The organism is Thermostichus sp. MS-CIW-26, assembly GCF_054059115.1.
The window spans coordinates 1-16,189 of the sequence record NZ_JBSSBV010000011.1 but is presented as its reverse complement, the minus strand read 5'-3'; the positions used below and the strand labels follow the sequence as shown (position 1 = coordinate 16,189).

Here is a 16,189-nt window from a genome sequence, read left to right as displayed (position 1 = left end):
AGGGGAGAAGGGATCCCAGGCTAATGACAAGAGGCCCTGCCGAGAGCGTTCCGGCCTGGGCCAGGAAGTTTCGACTGTTAAGTCACCATTAAACCATTATTTTCCCTGAGCCGTAACTGCAAGAACCAACCGTAGAGATCGCCAGTACGGTCACTGCAAGTTGGTTTGAAATAGCCCAAGTGTAAGGACTCCGTCCCGCTGGCGCGAGCAGCACCGCCCCAGCCCCTCTCCCAGGGGAAAAGGGGAGTTCGCAACCTAGGTTGAGAGGTTTACCCCCATTGACAACAACCCTGCTGTGTCGCTGGGGTCTGGTTGATACTTGAGGGGCGGTCAACCATGCCCAATCAGCCTCCGCTGGGGGCCGGGAAAGAGCCTGTTACCGCGCGGATCTTCTGTCGCCGCCCGGCTCGCTCGATCTCCAGCTCCAGGGTGCTGCCCACCTCAGTGCGCTCCACCTCCTGTTGCACCTGATCGGCTGTGGTTACGGCACGACCATTGATGGAGAGAATGACATCCCCAGACCGCAGCCCTGCCCGTTCCGCTGGGGATCCCTGGATGACTTCGCCAATCAGTACACCCTGATCCACCGTTATCAAAATGCGGCTATTGGGATCCTGGTTGAGGCGCTCCTTCAGCTCTGGAGTCAGCGTGAGCATGCGGATGCCCAGGTAGGGGTGATCCACCTTGCCGCGAGTGATCAACTGATTGGCCACCCGCTGGGCCGTCTCAATGGGGATGGCGAAGCCCAACCCTTGCGCTCCCTGGATGATGGCGGTGTTCACCCCTATCACCTCCCCTTGAGCGTTGAGCAGCGGGCCGCCGGAGTTGCCGGGGTTAATGGCCGCATCCGTTTGGATAAAAGATACCCGCTTGTCAGGCACCCGAATCTCCCCGCTGGAACGGCCCAAAGCGCTGATGATCCCAGCCGTAACGGTGTTATCCAAACCCAGGGGGTTGCCGATGGCAATGGCCCACTGGCCCGGCTCCAGGGTTTCCGAGCGCCCCAGCTTCACGGTCGGCAGGTTCTGGGCGTTGATCTTCACCACGGCGATGTCCGTAACCGGATCCGAACCGATTACCTGCCCATCAAAGCTGCGGGTATCCTTGAGCGTCACCGTTACCTTGTCGGATCCCTCGACCACATGGGCATTGGTGATGATCTGGCCGTCTGGGCTGATGATGAACCCAGAGCCGGTTCCCTGCTGTCGCCGCTGCCGAGGGATGGAAGGGATCGCTTGGCCAAAGAAATCCCGGAAAAAGGGATCGCTGAAAAACTCCTCCGGAAAAGGGGCAGGGGCGCGCACCGTCCGCTCAGCATCGATGCGAACCACCGCCGGCCCCACCTTTTGCGCCACATCGGCGATGAAATTCAGGTTCAGTTGGGGCGGGGTTGCCGTCGTCTGGGCAGATACCCCCTTGCCCCCCATCAGAGCTGCTCCCAGCCCAATGCCCAGCAGCACCAGCAGCACTGACGAGAGAAGAGACTTCCAAGTGGAGATGGCAAAAGGCTGGAAAGAGGATTGAGCAGGTTGGGCGGAAGCTTCTGACCCGGGAGAGGGCTGGCCCGGCATGGATGTGCTGCGCTTCATAGCTACAAGAAGAGGGTTGGGATGCTGCAAGACTTCGGCCCCACGCAGGGGGAGAAACCTAGGGCCTAATCTAACATGGACAGCAGGGATCCCAGAGTGGGCAACCCTAGCGTTTTTCCGTACTTCTATCTGGAGCGAAGAGCAGCGGAATCTGCTCACCTGAGGTAGCCCATTTCCATTCAGTTGGCTTTGATCAAGATAGGTAAAAGATAGGTAAGGCCCGAAAGGCTCCCGGTTTTGTCCGGTTTGCAGCTAGCGTAGGAATGATGAATGGGGGTAAGACCATGACTAACCCAGCCAGCCGCCTGTTGGCTCCTCTGCTTGGTGGATTGCTCTCGGCACAGATGGCCGCCCCAGTTTTGGCCCAAATGGGGCCCTTGCCACCACCGCCTGCCGGTGAGGGATGGCGTCCTGTGAATCCTCGCCCCCTTCCCCCTGGCCCTCAACCCCTGCAACCTGGCCAGCCCTTTCAACTGCAAACCACGTTGCTATTGCGCTCTGGGGATCTGATCCAGGCGGTGCATCGCTCTCCAGAAACCCTCTTGATTGCCCCTGGGGAAACCCGTGCCGTCAGCCTCAGCCTGGATACTCCTCTGCGGGACATCTACGGCAACACGGTCGTCCCGGCGGGGGCCGTTTTGGAAGGCCAATTTCAGCCGGTGAGCGGCGGCACCCAGTTTGTCTCGCGGGCCCTGATTTTCAACGGCCAATCCTACCCCCTCTATGCCCAGAGCCAGGTTATCCCGCTGCGTAAGGATCCCCGCCACACTTCCGGGGAAGCGATTGTGCAAGATGCCTTGATTGGGGCAGCTGCGGGGGCCATCTTGGGAGGCTTGTTCGGCGACCGGGTGATCTCGACGGAGAAAGTGCTGGGCGGAGCGGCGGCAGGGGCTGTCATCGGCAATGTAACGGCGCCGGAAGTGGCGGTGATCGACGCCAATGCCAACTTGACGCTGACGGTCACCCAAGATTTTCAGCCCTACCTGCCCTAGCGAGCTTCTGAAAACAGCTCTGGCCCTAGGGACTGGCGGTGAGCCGATCCAGAATCTCCTCGTGGGAGAGGCCCTTGCGCACCCATTCCTCGCAGTGGTGCAGCCGCTGAGCCGTGCCGATGAGGAAGCGGTTGAGATCGGCCCCCAGGGATTCGCAGGTGGTCTGTACGCAGATGAGATCCCGCCCCGAAAGCAAGGAGAAGAGGCTGGCCAGCATTCCCGCCTCCAAATATCCGGCAGGCTCTCGCCGTGCAGAAGGTTCCTCCGGGTTGAAGCTGGCGCGAGCGGCAAGGGCAAACCCGGAATTGCGGATCCCGGCCTGAACCAAGCCGTGGTCGGCGGCGGAAAAATCCAGCTCCAGGCGTCCCCAGCCGTGGGTAGCCCAGAGATCGCTGAGGGCATCCAGGAAGATCCCCATCGGCAATTCCTGCAGCGGCTGCTGGTAGTAGCCGGAAAGCTCGTCTTCAATACGGCGGAAAAACGCCTCTCCCCAATCGCGGCCACAGTTGTAGAGAATGACGCGGGTGGCTTGGCCGGTTTCGTAGCGCAGGCCGGAGTAGAGAGCTTCCAGCAGGGGCATGGGAAAGGCCGCCAAGCGGTATCCTCCGCGGCTGTAGAGCAGTCCGGTGTGGATGTCGGGGCGGATGTAGTGGGCGGGGCTGAAGCAGTGTCCGGGCAAGATCTGGTCTTGCAGAATCTCTTGCAGGGAGATCATGGCTATTCTCGCAGTCAGGTGGACAAGAGGGCGGGGATGGATAGATTGGGGAGCGGCTGGAATTTTTGGCGTGAGGGAATGAATGATTAAGGAGTGAGCTGTATAAGCTGTATACAGTAAATCGGGAGAAGGAGGTCGCTATCGGAGGGCGCAGGGAACTTTGGTGAATAGATTGAGGGCGAATGGACTCAGTTAACCAGCATGGATTTGGCCAAAAGCAGATAAGGGCGGATCATTTCGCTCTCTTCTGCTCCAAAGATGTGGGTCAGGGAGTCGAGCATTAACTTGTAGGCAGGCTGGCATTGGTCGCGCATCTTGAACGATTTCAGGATCGTCTCCAGCCAGTAGAGCAATTTATCCCTCAGGTAGTCTTCGTCGTTGAGCAGCATGGCCATGCAGCAGTAGCGCCACACCATGCTCAGATCCCGGCGGCAGCGCTCCCAGGCCAGGTGACCATGCTGGCGGATTAAATTCGGCATCATCGGCTGAAACTTCTCCATCACCCGATCCAGCAGCTCTTGTTCTTTGGCCTGCAGAACCTGGTAAAGGCGGACCCGCTTCGGGATCCCTTCCACGTAGGCGTGTAGAGTTTTCAACTCGTCCGGGCGCAGATAGCGGCCTTCGCTTTGTTGCATCAGCTCGGCAACCCTTGAATTCATAGATAGAGCCTCCTTCAGTGGGCTTCACACAAACATTTCCGCCAAGGTGAGAGCCCTCTCCGGCGGAACTGTGGGCAGGTCAACCTCCATCTCAGAAGAAGAAGGGGAAGGAGATTGGGCCTGAGAAGTGGCGCAGACAGTCTGCAGCTCTTGCCAGTAGGGGGCAAGCAAACCCTGCTGATCCGCCGGCAGGGATCCCTGAACCACTGCCCGTAGCTGAGCGAGCGCTTGCGGCAACCCTAGGTACTGTTCCATCGCACCAAGAGTTACCTGCTGCACAGGGGTGGGATCCCCCAGCAACAGACTCAGGCCCAGGGAGCGCAAACAAAAGGCCAATTGACGAGCCAAGAGGCGCTGAGATGGTGTCAGAGGGGACTCTGTTCCACCGCTGTGCCCCTGCTGTTGCAAGACCCTTTGGATCCAGGTCAGCTCCTGCTGTTGTAAGACCTGGTAAAGCTCCAGCCGTTCTTGAAAAGAGAGAGAGTAGCGAATCAGGTCTTGCAGATCGTCGGGTGTTAAGTAATCCCCTTCTCGCTCGGCAATGCGTTCTGGCCAAGAGTGAAGGTCATCCATGGGTGAAGTCTCCTTAGAGCACGGATCGAGAGAGCACAACTGAGAGCCCTGAACAAACCAGAGCTAGAGCAAAGCTCCGCCAAACAAGGCGGCAAAATCCTCAAGAGTAAAGGGATCCTCTGCCGGCAATTCCGGCAGCGGCTCTGAGCGTGGGCAGATGCCCGACCAATTGAAGCCGGCAAAAAACTGTCCCACCGATTGGGCAAAGAGCATGGGGGACTGCGGCGGCGGCTCTTGAGCAAAGGGAGCCTTGGCCGGGGGTCGGTTATCCCAGTTCAACCCCTGCAAAAAGACCGCCAGCGGCTGGGTTAAGTCCAGATCGGTGTCTAAGTTGAAGGTGACCATGGGCGTTTCTCCAAAGTGTCGAGGGATCCCAGAGAGCCTTCAAAAGCCACAAGCAAGCCTCACAACTGGTGCAAACGCTGCTCGATCTCGCGGGCGCTGGCCCCTTCGGTGATCCAAAAATTGGCGGCATCAATGCGTTCTTGCCCGCCCAACAGGAACTTGCAGTAGGTTTCCCCCATGGCGTAGCACTGGATCTCAATGCAGCCCAGTTCTCGCGAGGTCATGGCGGTGAAAAATCCGGCAAACAAACCGGCATAGAGATGGCAAACCGGCTTGCCCACGTCCCCTAGGGTGCGAGCCACCATCGAATCGAACAGGTTGATGAACAAAAACCCCTTCTGCTTGGACTCGGTTTCCACCTCCCACTTGCCCCAGCCCTGAGCCGTAAAAGGCCACCACCAAGTCTCCAGCAAAAACAAAAGGTTGGACTGTTTTACGCCAATCCCATACTCCCGCTCGTACCACTCGGAGAAGTGCTTGGCATCGCGGATGCCCCAATCTCTGCCAATGGTGTACATCACCGCCGCCGAAGCATCTCCCACTTCCCGTTCCAGGCCTGTTTGCAAGCCCACAATAAAGTCTTCGCTGAGCAGGAGATTTTGCGTGTTGTTCCAGTCGATGATCGTGCCCTGATCTCGGTTGAAGCGGAAGAAATCGCGGTAACTGTAGTGGGCATGCTTGTCGCGGCCCACAGGCATGGTGACTGCAGGACGGGGATCCGGTCGAGATGGAGTGGTGACCATGGTGCTCTCCTGACAAAAAACAGATGAGTCTAGATCGCGATGCAACAGGATTCGGTGGGATTTAAGGGATCGATAATCGAGTCAGACGATGCAAATGGGCCAATGAGCCAATGAAATGAATAGCTAAACATTTGATAAACTTAGTCGGCTATTCGAGGGATCCAACATTGTTCAATCCTTGGTTGATTGTCTATAAGACAATGCCCGCTGAGCCCAAGGGATCCCTGAATATCGACAATCCATCAAACTTCCCGAGTTTGGGCCAGCGTATTGCCAATGATGCGGAAGTCCTCATTTTCTAGCTGCTTAACAGTAGAGCGAGTGATGATCTTGCCCTGCTCCACCAAAACCTTCCCCGTCCGTGGGTGCAGCAGGTCTTGTTCGGCCCGCCGACCGATGAGCACTTCGATATCCCTCAGCGAGTTCACGTACATCCCCGGCGGCAGCTCCACCACCACGCCATCGGAAACCACCCGCGCCTGACAGGCCAGCCGGGAATTGCTGCGGGCGCTGGTAATGGTCTCCAGAGTCTTGGCCTCGCGGGGGGTGATGGGAGTGAGGCTTTCCATTCCCTCTTTGACGTAAACATGACAGGTGGCGCAGAGGCCGCGACCGTTACATTCCCGCGAAACCTGCAGCTCCTCCGACAAAATGGCCGACAGCAGATTGCTGTAGGTATCGACCTCCGAGACACGAGATAAAGGCTCTAGCCGGATTTGTTTAACCATAGACGGGATCCACATTAAGGGCAGACAAAAAACCCCGGCGGGCAGGATCTACTGCATAAGCAACGCAAACCAATCACAAAAATTGATTGATCCCTTCCCCTGCAGCCCCCTTGCAGGTCTACAGCAACACCTGAGTCCCCAGTCAATCAAACCAGAGCACTTCAAATGATGAGCCCTGCACCTGTGACCCTAGGAGAGGCTGCATTCTTTACTTAACTTATATTCTGGATCTGGAGCAGGTTATTCTGGATGGAAGTGTCATAATACTTAACTACGAATAAACACGGAATTTTTTTTATCGGCTAGAAAGTTACAAAGTGAAATCACGTAAATTGGAGAAAATGACAATCCTTTCGTAAATATTTATCGCAGATCTCCCCCGGTCGTTCTGTCGGCAAGGTAAATCTTAAGTAGAACCTTCACGGTCTTTTATTGGCAATTTTGTTACAGAAGGATGTGCTGAAGTTTGCCGTAAAAGCGTATTGAGCCATTCGCTACTCTCTTGGCCATTTCTTTAAAGTAGCCCCTCGTTTTGTCTGTTTTTGTCAGTTCTGTCGATTGGGAGCTATTGCCATGGAACCACGCCAGCGGGATCCGCAAACGTTGCAAAACCTGTTGCGGGCCGCCTATCAGCAGCTTTTGGAACGCCAGCCCTACCAGCACGAGAAAACAGGAGAGCTGGAGAAAATCGAGCAGGACTTCTTGCGGGGGCGGATCGGGATTAAGCGCTTGGTTCGCCAGATTGGGGGATCCCGGCTCTACCGGCAACTCTTTTTCAGTGCCGGCTGCAACACCCGCTGTGTAGAGCAGGGCTTCAAGCACTTTTTGGGACGGGCCCCGGCCAGCAAGGAGGAGGTGGCCGCCTACCACGACATTTTGGTGCACCAGGGCTTTCAGGCCATGGTCAATGCCTTTATCGACTCTGAGGAATACCGCCACCATTTCGGCAACGACCATCTGCCCCACCCCCGCCAACGGCTAAGCGGCCACCCCCCCTTGGCCTACTTGCTGACAAACCAAATGCACCGGCGCCATGAGCTGGGGATGCAGGGATCCCCGCTTTTGCACAGTTTGGCGGCGATGGAAGTGGGGATCCCTTAGGCAGTGGGGCCGGGGAGGAAGTCGAGGGTATAGGCTTGGCGAACCTCCAGACCCGCTGCGCCGATCCCCAGGGCCACCATCTCCTGAAAGTAGGTTTGCCAGCGCTGGTGGGTCATGGCGCCGATCCCCAGCGTGGCGGCATCTCCACTGGTGAGAAGGCCGTAGTCTTTTAGGGCTTGGTGGGCGTAGGCCAGGAGGGCCTCGCTCATGTTGGGGTTGTCTTGGCGGATGAGGCGATTGCCGGGGCGGGGATCCTCTAGGTAGCTCTGCCAGCCCTGGATGGAGGCAGCTACAAATTTTCGCACCTGCTCCGGGTGCTGTTCGGCAAAGGGGCGGGTGGTCTCCAGGGTGGTGGCGTAGGGGGAATAGCCGTAGTCGGCCAGCAGAAAAACGACGGGATCAAAGCCCCCCTCCTGGCGCACGCGGAAGGGCTCGGAGGTCACATAGCCCTGCTGGGCAGAAGACTTGTCCAGCAAGAAGGGCGTGAGGCTGAGGTTGTAGGGGCGCTTCTGCTCGTCGGTAAAGCCAAATTTGGCCCGCAAAAAAGGCCAGTAGGTGAGGTTGGCCCCCGGTGACACCCAGATGGGCTTGCCCCGCAGGTCTTCCAGGCGCTCGATGCCCACCCCTGGATGGGCCAAGAGACACTGGGGATCCTTCTGGAAAAAGGCGGCCACGGTGAGAACAGGGATCCCAGCTTGCAGAGCCGCCAGAGCGTCGGGGCTGCCGCCGAGCACAAAATCTGCCGCTCCCCCGGCTAGCAGTTGCAGCACGTTAACCGCCGTTCCCCCCATGCGGATTTCCACCTGCAGACCGTAGTCGGCGTAGATGCCGGTGGCCAGGGCTTGGTAAAAGCCGCCGTGTTCGGCCTGGGCGTACCAGTTGGTGACCAGTCGCAAGGGCCGGGATCTGGCCGAAGAGGGGCGGGAGCCCGCTCCTACTGCTAGCAGAGCAGCTCCATTGGCCAGAAAACGCCGTCGGGGCCAACGCTCGCCGGTTGTACCAGACATGGCTTTACGGATCCCTTGGTGAATCTGTCGGAAGTTGGGAAGTTTTCTTAGCTTATCGCAGGTGGGGGTTGGGGCGACCGTTTGCGGACAACTGCGTCATTGCTACGCGACGCCTTCGCCAACACAGCAGCAGTGAGGAGCACTGTTTTGCGGCAGGATCAGTAACAGCGGGATCCGGAATCAATGAACAAAAAGAAGAAGCGGTAGATCCGGCATGGGCAAGGTGTATCTAGTGGGGGCAGGGCTGGGCGGGCGGGCGGGCCTGACGCAGGGAGCACTGGAGATCCTACGGCAGGCTGAGGCTATCTGGATCGACGAGCTGGTGGATGAGCGCTTGTTGGCAGAGTTGCCGCCGCAGGCGCAGGTGTGGCGACGCTCTGGGCCAGGAAGCCTCCAGGAGGGCATCCATTGGCTCATCCAGCGCTGCCGAGAAGGCAAACAGGTGGTTCACCTTAAGTCAGGGGATCCCTTGATCTTTGGCCGCGCTCGCGAGGAGATCCAAGCCCTTAGGGAGGCGGGCTGTCCCTTTGAGATTTGGCCGGGGTTGTCGTCGGCCCTGGCTGGCCCCCTCTGGGCAGGGATCCCCCTGACCGATAAGCACTTAAGCCGCGTTTTTGCCGTGCTGACTGCCCACGATCTAGAGGCCTTGCCCTGGAGCGCCCTGGCCCAGTTGGATACTTTGGTGATTTTGATGGGATCCCGGCAGCGACAGCACATTGGCGCACGGCTGATGGAGTCTGGGATCCCGGCAGACCGACCGGTGGCCTTGATCTGGGGGGCGGGGCAAGCAGAGCAGCAGGTGTGGGTGGGCACCTTGGCCGAGCTGCAGCAGGAGGCGGGTCAGGCGAAGTTGCCGGGTCTGCTGGTGGTCGGGGAGGTGATCCGGCTGCGGCAGGACTTTTTGCCGGGGATCCCACCCTTGCCGCCACCGGCTCCTTTGGCAGGCAAGACGGTGCTGGTTACCCGTTCTGAGGGGCAATCGCCAGCTTTTTGTGAGTTGCTGCAGGCCCAGGGGGCGCGGGTGCTGGAGATGCCGACCCTGGTGATCCAGCCGCCCACGAGCTGGGATCCCTTGGATACAGCCATTGCCAACCTGGAACAATTCGACTGGCTGCTGCTGACCTCTGCCAATGGAGTGCAGGCTTTCTTTGAGCGGCTGCAGCGGCAGGGGCGAGATAGCCGAGCACTCCACTCCCTGCAAGTGGCGGTGGTGGGATCCAAAACCGCTTCCGTGCTGGCCCAGTACGGCATTCGCCCGGATCTGATGCCCTCCGAGTTTGTGGCCGAAGCCCTGCTACCCATTTGGCCGCAGCCAGTGCAGGGGCAGCGCATCCTCTTTCCCCGCGTTGAGTCAGGAGGGCGGGAGGAGCTGGTACAGGGGTTGCGGCAGCGAGGAGCAGAGGTGGTGGAGGTGGCCGCCTATCAGTCCGCCTGTCCAGCAGCAGCGGATCCCCAGGTCCTGGAAGCTCTTAAAGCCCACCAGGTGGACATCCTCACCTTTGCCAGCTCCAAGACAGTACAGCATTTTGCCCACTTGATCCAGCAGGCAGGGCTAGGCCCTGAGATCTGGGATCCACCCGTGCAGATTGCCGCCATTGGCCCCAAGACGGCCGCAACCTGCAAGGCTGCATTTGGTCGAGTGGACATCGCAGCCCAGGAGTATACTTTGGAAGGATTGGTGGAAGCCCTCATCCAAGCGACCAACCGTTCTACCTAGCCTTTTCAGGCCGTTCGCGGTAGCGGTGCAGAGTACCCAGGTGCTCCTCATAGTGAGCCCCCATCAGCCAAACGGAACTCTCCTGGCCCGGCATCCCAATAGATACACCCAGACACCATGTGGCAGACGGCCAAGCTCTACGAAGACATCCTTTACGAAAAAACGGATGGCATTGCCAAGATCACCATCAACCGTCCCCACAAGCGCAACGCCTTCCGCCCCAAGACCATTGCCGAGCTGATTGATGCGTTTGCCGATGTGCGAGAGGATCCCAGGATTGGAGTAGTGCTCTTAACAGGCGCCGGGCCCCATACCGATGGGAAGTATGCCTTCTGCGCCGGCGGGGATCAAAGCGTACGGGGCGAGGCCGGTTACCTGGATGAGGCCGGGATCCCTCGTCTCAATGTGCTGGATCTGCAGCGCATCATCCGCTCTTTGCCCAAGGTGGTGATTGCCCTAGTGGCAGGCTACGCCATTGGGGGTGGCCATGTTTTGCATCTCATCTGCGACCTGACCATTGCCGCCGATAATGCCATCTTTGGGCAAACCGGCCCTAGGGTGGGCAGCTTCGACGGAGGCTTTGGGGCCGCCTACCTGGCGCGAGTGGTGGGGCAAAAAAAAGCCCGCGAGATTTGGTTCCTCTGCCGCCAATACACCGCAGCCCAAGCCCTAGAGATGGGTCTGGTCAATGCCGTGGTGCCAGTGGAAGAGCTGGAAGCTGAAGGGATCCGCTGGGCGCAAGAGATTCTCCAGCACAGCCCCTTGGCCATCCGCTGCCTCAAAGCCGCCTTCAATGCCGACTGCGATGGGCAGGTGGGGCTGCAGGAGCTGGCCGGAGATGCGACGTTGCTGTTCTACATGACCGAAGAAGCTGCTGAGGGCAAACGCGCCTTTTTGGAAAAGCGCCCCCCCAACTTTCGCCAGTTTCCCTGGCTACCTTAGATAGTTTCCATTAATTCCACTTCCCCGAAGGGAAGCGACTTGCCCCCAATTTTGTTGTTCTGGGGGAAACAGGAGGGTTTCCATTAATTCCACTTCCCCGAAGGGAAGCGACCGGGGCTGAAGGGATCCGTGTTGGCTAATCCGTTCAAGTTTCCATTAATTCCACTTCCCCGAAGGGAAGCGACTGCCTATCTACTCTTTTTACTCCTGCTCTTAGCCTTCCCGTTTCTCTGGTTGGTGGTTACCCTAGATGCGGTTCAAGTTGCTGTTGCAAAGCTCGGATTTTCTCCTAACCTATCTCTTGTGCCGCTGACCCTAGTAATTATTGGGAGTACGATTAATATCCCCCTTTATGAGAGAGTTTCCAAAGTAGCTATGGTACCTGATTTGGATCGATTGTGGACGATGCGCTTCTTTTGGGGTATTCCCTTAAGGCGAATTGAACAGAAAACGATTGTGGCGTTGAATGTCGGGGGTGGTCTGATTCCAACCCTATTGGCCATTTATCAGTTTACCTGTGTTTCGCCAATTTTGATTGTGCTTGTCACGGCTGTGGTGACAATAGTTAGTTATTATTCTGCCCAGGTGGTGCCGGGGATTGGGATTCAAGTGAATGCCTTGATTGCTCCCCTAACGGCGGCGATGACTTCTGTGCTATTAACGGCGGGGTCTGATGTTGTGGCAGCACCGATTGCCTTTGCTGGTGGTGTATTGGGAACACTAATTGGGGCTGACCTGTTACACCTGCCCCAAATTGAGCGGATGACTCCAGGCATTCTTAGTATTGGTGGGGCTGGGGTTTTTGATGGTATTGCGCTGTGCGGTTTATTCGCCGTTTTGCTGACTTAGAAATTACTCAGAAATTCCAACAATTCACTTAATTGGTACATTCGGTTGGCTCGTAATTTATTCTGAAAAACGTTCTGAACAACACGACTTATCCCTAAAATTGATCCCCCATTAAGGTGGTTTTTCTACCCACTCGTACAGTTCTAAATCCGTTGAGGCGCAGGAGTGACAGCCCCCACACTTCCGCTGGTGTACGGGGCGCACCCGCCCTTTGCGAATTAATACATCCAGGATCGGACGGAGGGCATCGGCATCCATTTGCCAGTGTTGACATAATTTGGTCAACGAAACTTGCCGGTGCGTTTGCAGATAACGTTGTAGGTCTTGCAAGAGCATCCCTTACCTCCCGGAGGGTACCCGCCGCAAACGGGGGCTACTGACGGCACGCAATCCCCACAAAACCCCCAACTGTACCAGCATGAGTCCCAATACCCACAACAGGGAACGTGCGGGGTGTTCATTAAAAGTCATGAACTGGTAATAAAAGGTGGCAACCCAATAGGCCAGCCCGGTTGTCCAACAAGCGATAAACACCGTCCAGCCTAGATTGGTTTCCCGATAAACCGCCGCCGTTGCCGACACACAGGGGAAATACAGCAGGACAAACAGCAAAAACGCAATCGCCGCCGTGGTACTGCCAAAACGGAGAGCCATTTGACCAAAGGTAGTCGTCTGCACCCCCAATTCCTCCGCCACTGCCTCCTCATCCCCACTCCTGCTGACTACCCCCATCCCCAGCGGGTCCAGCAACTGCTCCCCTAGGGCGGCAAAATTTTGGGGAATGCTGGCAACTGCTTCCTGGAGACCACCCCACAGGTCAAATGCCGCCGGTGGTTCCCCACTATCTGCCGCTTCCGCCTGCGCCAACTGCCCATAGAGGGAATTCATCGTCCCCACCATCACCTCCTTGGCAAACATCCCGGTAAACAGCCCCACCGTCGCTGGCCAATTCTCCGGTTGCACCCCCATTGGCGCAAATACGGGTGTAATCTGCCGACCAACGGCACTGAGCAGGGAATCGGTACTGTCCTGTTTCCCAAAGGAACCATCCGTTCCCACCGAATTTAACAAGCCCAAAATCACCACCATCACGATAATCATCCGCCCCGCTTTGGTAATAAACGCTTGCAACCGTCCCCAGGCGTGGATGGCTACCCCCTTGAGCGTGGGCAAATGGTAGGGCGGCAATTCCATAATGAAGGGAGCCGCTATCCCCTGTAGCAGGGTGCTTTTCATCACCAAACCCGTAAACACCGCCGCCCCAATGCCAATCAGGTAGAGCAGAAACACCACATTTTGGGCATTCCTCGGAAAAAACGCCGCCCCAAACAGGGCATACACGGACAGCCGCGCCCCGCAGGACATAAACGGGTTCATCAGAATCGTCATCAACCGGTCCCGTTGATTTTCCAAGGTACGGGTCGCCATAATCGCCGGGATATTACACCCAAACCCCACCAGCATCGGCACAAAGGACTTCCCCGGCAAGCCAATCCACCGCATCAGCCGGTCCATCACAAACGCCGCCCGCGCCAAATACCCGGAATCCTCCAACACCGATAAAAAGACAAACAATAAGCCAATTTGGGGAATGAAGGTCGCCGTCGTTTGAATGCCACCCCCCACCCCGTCCGCCAACAGCCCAATCAACCAGCCGGGTGCATGGAGTTGGGTCAACAGATGCGCCGTGCCCTTCACCGCAATCGTGCCCACCCCTATATCAAAAAAATCCACAAAGGCTCCCCCCACATTCATCGCCACGAAAAACATGACGTACATCACCCCGAGGAAGATGGGAATCCCCAGCCACCGGTGCAACACCCAGCGGTCAATCCGATCTGAAAGCGTTTGGCTGACCTGACCGGGCAGGGTAACCGTCGCCGCCACCACCTCCCGAATCCAGGTGTAACGGACATCGGCAACCAAGAGGTCAATGTCTTCCCCCAAGGTTTGGAAAATCTCCTGCCGATGGGCTTCTAACACTGGTGCAACGTTCGCCCCATCCACCGCTTGCAACCCGTACAGCACCGCCCAAGGGGAACCCAACCCTGCTGTATGGGAAAGTTCGGTAAAGGCTTGCTCGATCACCGGGGGATAAACAGGGCGCACCCCCGCCCCCTGCGGCTGGGTCAATGCCTGCCGGATGACTGCCTTAAGTTCTGCCACCCCCCGCCCCCGATGGGCACACAACGGCACCACCGGACAGCCCAACCGCCGTTGCAACCCGGCGAGGTCAATCCGCATCCCCCGCCCTTCCGCTTGATCCATCATGTTCAGGGCAATTACCAGCGGCACCCCCATTTCCAAAAGCTGGGTCGTCAGGTAAAGATTCCGCTCCAGATTGCTGGCATCCAGGATATTCACCACCAGGTTGGCTTCACCGCTGAGCAGGTAATCCCGTGCCACCTGTTCATCCAGCCCCGTGCCCCCCGCTGCCACATCCAGGGAATAAATCCCCGGCAAATCCACCACCGTCACCGTTTGCCCCTGATCCCGGTAGGTGCCCTCCTTGCGTTCCACCGTCACCCCGGGCCAATTCCCCACCCGTTGGCGCGCCCCCGTCAAGGCATTGAATAGGGTCGTTTTCCCACAGTTGGGATTTCCCAGTAAGGCAATCGTCCGCTTGCTCATTGCCCATCGCTCCCTAAATTTGCTTCTCCCTCCACCGGCACTACCTGTAATGCCGCTGCTTCCCCTTTGCGCAGACTCAGGGCAAACCCCCGCACCTCAATTTCCGTCGGGTCTCCCAAGGGCGCATGGCGTTTCACCTGCAGGATCGTCCCCGGCGTTAAGCCCATCCCCAGCAATTTCCGCTTGTAATCCCCCGCTCCCGGCGCATAGCCCACCACCCGCACCCGACTGCCAATAGTCGCCTCCCCCAAGGTCATCCTGGGCATTGCCGCCTCCCATCGCTCGACACCAATCCGTTCCGCCATACCCGCCCCCAACCCCCACCGCTGACCTTGACATTCCACCAGCACCGACCCGGAATCCAGATGGCTCAGCACCGTCAGCACCGCCCCCTGGGTAATGCCCATGCCCACCAACCGGGGATTGGCATCATCACAATCCACCCGCACCACCCGCACCCGTTCCCCTGCCCGCATTTGAGATAGGGGCATTATTTGCAAATTACCTTCACTAGCAATTCCCGGCTTAGCCCGGCTCACTGCCGCCTCGTTGACATAGGTAAAACCCAGTTTTTGACCGTTATTTCCCGGCTGACTCCCTGAATGTGGCACCAGAACCTCCTTGATTATTAGTGGCGTTTGTAATAACTTTAGACCTGAACATAATAAATATTATTCTCAATTCAATTAAATTAAAACGCAAAGGCAACCCGACGGCGCCCCTGCCTTAAGCAAGTTTTAATGCTCAGGACGCCAAATTGTTATCAAATATTACGGATGGGATGGATTATAACTGGGAGGATTCTTGGGAGCGATTGTTTTGCAAGGTACTGCCAATGCCCTGCAAAATCCCCCGCCCAATCAAGCCCAAACCCCGCCCAATGATCCGGGTGAGCAGATAGGCGCTGGTACGGCCAATGTAATTTGCCACCGCCCGCAGTATGGGTGCCACCGCATCTTGAAACTCCAACCAGAGGGTGACCAGCCAGGGAATGCCCCGGAGTTGGGCCAGTTCCGCCGTGCGCCCCGCATACACCGGGTACAGGACAATCGCCTGGTCTTGGATACGCAAAAGTTGATAACAACTCTCAAAAATCGCCCGGGGTTCGTCCCAGTAGCGTTGCCAGCGGTAGCGTTGGGAAAGTTGGTTGCGGAGCCGTTCGGTTTCCCGGGTAGAGAGCAGGTTGCGGCGATAAAACCGTTGCTTCACCGATTCATGGTGGGGAAAGCAGTTGAGCAGGGGTTGCACCACCCCGTTGGCGACCTGGATCACCAGATTTTCCAGGAGGATGGCGGCGTGGTCGCTGGCGATTTGGCTGTTGGCTGCATACAAGACCCCATCAATGCCCAGGGGCGTTTGAAAGAGATGAAAGCTAAAAAGGTCCTTGACCAGGGGAATTTTGTCTAAAATCAGGGCGCGCACCGTGTCCCGTTGTGCTAGGTCGTGTTGATCTTATGTTAGGATAGAGAGAATAATTTATAGAGGAAAGAGGATGAAGTTGGTTTTTTTAGATGAAAACAAATGGCAGAAGATATTGGCTTTTTTACAGACAGAAGAGAGAGTTAACATTGGGAAAGAAGCAAACTGCAAACAGTTTA

At 57.3% G+C, this 16,189-nt stretch carries 17 protein-coding genes and 1 pseudogene; 6 read left to right on the top strand and 12 right to left on the bottom strand.

What is annotated here, in order from left to right; translation table 11 throughout:
- Positions 1-344 precede the first annotated feature (344 nt).
- Positions 345-1,589 carry an HhoA/HhoB/HtrA family serine endopeptidase gene (locus ACVWZU_RS05615; RefSeq protein WP_457388309.1) on the bottom strand — a complete coding sequence of 415 codons (1,245 nt, stop codon included), beginning with the start codon at positions 1,587-1,589 and terminating at the stop codon, positions 345-347.
- Between the two features lie 284 nt (positions 1,590-1,873).
- On the opposite strand from ACVWZU_RS05615, the gene ACVWZU_RS05610 reads away from it, so the two are divergent.
- The gene (locus tag ACVWZU_RS05610; protein WP_414407806.1) at positions 1,874-2,581 is read left to right on the top strand and encodes a hypothetical protein; all 708 of its coding nucleotides are present in this window, start codon (positions 1,874-1,876) and stop codon (positions 2,579-2,581) included.
- A gap of 25 nt (positions 2,582-2,606) precedes the next feature.
- Here ACVWZU_RS05610 and ACVWZU_RS05605 read toward each other — a convergent pair whose 3' ends face one another.
- The 6 genes from ACVWZU_RS05605 to ACVWZU_RS05580 all read right to left on the bottom strand — a co-directional run bounded on the left by ACVWZU_RS05605 (position 2,607) and on the right by ACVWZU_RS05580 (position 6,344).
- Positions 2,607-3,296, bottom strand: a complete 690-nt coding sequence (locus ACVWZU_RS05605; protein WP_457439614.1) for a V4R domain-containing protein — start codon at positions 3,294-3,296, stop codon at positions 2,607-2,609.
- Between the two features lie 188 nt (positions 3,297-3,484).
- Positions 3,485-3,955, bottom strand: a complete 471-nt coding sequence (locus ACVWZU_RS05600) for a phycobilisome protein (RefSeq protein ID WP_457402919.1) — start codon at positions 3,953-3,955, stop codon at positions 3,485-3,487.
- A 24-nt stretch (positions 3,956-3,979) separates the two neighbouring features.
- Positions 3,980-4,528 carry a hypothetical protein gene (locus ACVWZU_RS05595; RefSeq protein ID WP_457443800.1) on the bottom strand — a complete coding sequence of 183 codons (549 nt, stop codon included), beginning with the start codon at positions 4,526-4,528 and terminating at the stop codon, positions 3,980-3,982.
- Between the two features lie 63 nt (positions 4,529-4,591).
- The gene (locus tag ACVWZU_RS05590) at positions 4,592-4,873 is read right to left on the bottom strand and encodes a hypothetical protein (protein WP_414331880.1); all 282 of its coding nucleotides are present in this window, start codon (positions 4,871-4,873) and stop codon (positions 4,592-4,594) included.
- A 59-nt stretch (positions 4,874-4,932) separates the two neighbouring features.
- Positions 4,933-5,616 carry a V4R domain-containing protein gene (locus tag ACVWZU_RS05585; protein WP_414424581.1) on the bottom strand — a complete coding sequence of 228 codons (684 nt, stop codon included), beginning with the start codon at positions 5,614-5,616 and terminating at the stop codon, positions 4,933-4,935.
- Between the two features lie 242 nt (positions 5,617-5,858).
- Positions 5,859-6,344, bottom strand: coding sequence for a 2Fe-2S iron-sulfur cluster-binding protein (locus ACVWZU_RS05580; RefSeq protein WP_414331883.1), 486 nt, complete (start codon positions 6,342-6,344; stop codon positions 5,859-5,861).
- A gap of 573 nt (positions 6,345-6,917) precedes the next feature.
- Between ACVWZU_RS05580 and ACVWZU_RS05575 the strand changes: the two genes are divergently transcribed.
- Positions 6,918-7,445, top strand: coding sequence for a phycobilisome rod-core linker polypeptide (locus ACVWZU_RS05575; RefSeq protein ID WP_457443798.1), 528 nt, complete (start codon positions 6,918-6,920; stop codon positions 7,443-7,445).
- Here the strand turns inward: ACVWZU_RS05575 and ACVWZU_RS05570 are convergent.
- Entirely contained in the window at positions 7,442-8,452 is a 1,011-nt protein-coding gene (locus ACVWZU_RS05570; protein ID WP_457443796.1) for an ABC transporter substrate-binding protein, read from the bottom strand. The two genes, ACVWZU_RS05575 and ACVWZU_RS05570, sit on opposite strands and share 4 nt — an antisense overlap.
- Positions 8,453-8,666: 214 nt before the next feature.
- Between ACVWZU_RS05570 and cobA the strand changes: the two genes are divergently transcribed.
- From cobA to ACVWZU_RS05555, 3 genes are all read left to right on the top strand, one after another.
- Positions 8,667-10,169 (top strand): uroporphyrinogen-III C-methyltransferase, encoded by a 1,503-nt coding sequence (cobA, locus tag ACVWZU_RS05565; protein ID WP_457443794.1) that lies wholly within the window; start codon positions 8,667-8,669, stop codon positions 10,167-10,169.
- Positions 10,170-10,286: 117 nt separating this feature from the next.
- Positions 10,287-11,111, top strand: a complete 825-nt coding sequence (menB, locus tag ACVWZU_RS05560; RefSeq protein WP_011432215.1) for a 1,4-dihydroxy-2-naphthoyl-CoA synthase — start codon at positions 10,287-10,289, stop codon at positions 11,109-11,111.
- A gap of 132 nt (positions 11,112-11,243) precedes the next feature.
- Entirely contained in the window at positions 11,244-11,960 is a 717-nt protein-coding gene (locus tag ACVWZU_RS05555) for a DUF1614 domain-containing protein (RefSeq protein ID WP_457443792.1), read from the top strand.
- A 111-nt stretch (positions 11,961-12,071) separates the two neighbouring features.
- Here the strand turns inward: ACVWZU_RS05555 and ACVWZU_RS05550 are convergent, their stop codons facing one another.
- The 4 genes from ACVWZU_RS05550 to ACVWZU_RS05535 form a co-directional block, all read right to left on the bottom strand.
- Complete coding sequence (locus tag ACVWZU_RS05550) at positions 12,072-12,296, bottom strand: FeoC-like transcriptional regulator (RefSeq protein WP_457402926.1); 225 nt, start codon at positions 12,294-12,296, stop codon at positions 12,072-12,074.
- A gap of 3 nt (positions 12,297-12,299) precedes the next feature.
- Positions 12,300-14,591 (bottom strand): Fe(2+) transporter permease subunit FeoB, encoded by a 2,292-nt coding sequence (feoB, locus tag ACVWZU_RS05545; RefSeq protein WP_457443790.1) that lies wholly within the window; start codon positions 14,589-14,591, stop codon positions 12,300-12,302.
- Positions 14,588-15,082 (bottom strand): ferrous iron transport protein A, encoded by a 495-nt coding sequence (locus tag ACVWZU_RS05540; RefSeq protein WP_099812437.1) that lies wholly within the window; start codon positions 15,080-15,082, stop codon positions 14,588-14,590. Before ACVWZU_RS05540 ends, feoB begins: the two co-directional genes overlap by 4 nt.
- A 295-nt stretch (positions 15,083-15,377) precedes the next feature.
- Positions 15,378-16,013, bottom strand: coding sequence for a DUF3685 domain-containing protein (locus tag ACVWZU_RS05535; protein ID WP_457385170.1), 636 nt, complete (start codon positions 16,011-16,013; stop codon positions 15,378-15,380).
- A 70-nt stretch (positions 16,014-16,083) separates the two neighbouring features.
- On the opposite strand from ACVWZU_RS05535, the pseudogene ACVWZU_RS05530 reads away from it, so the two are divergent.
- Positions 16,084-16,189, top strand: a pseudogene (locus tag ACVWZU_RS05530) (IS5-like element ISSoc13 family transposase); the annotation flags it as partial.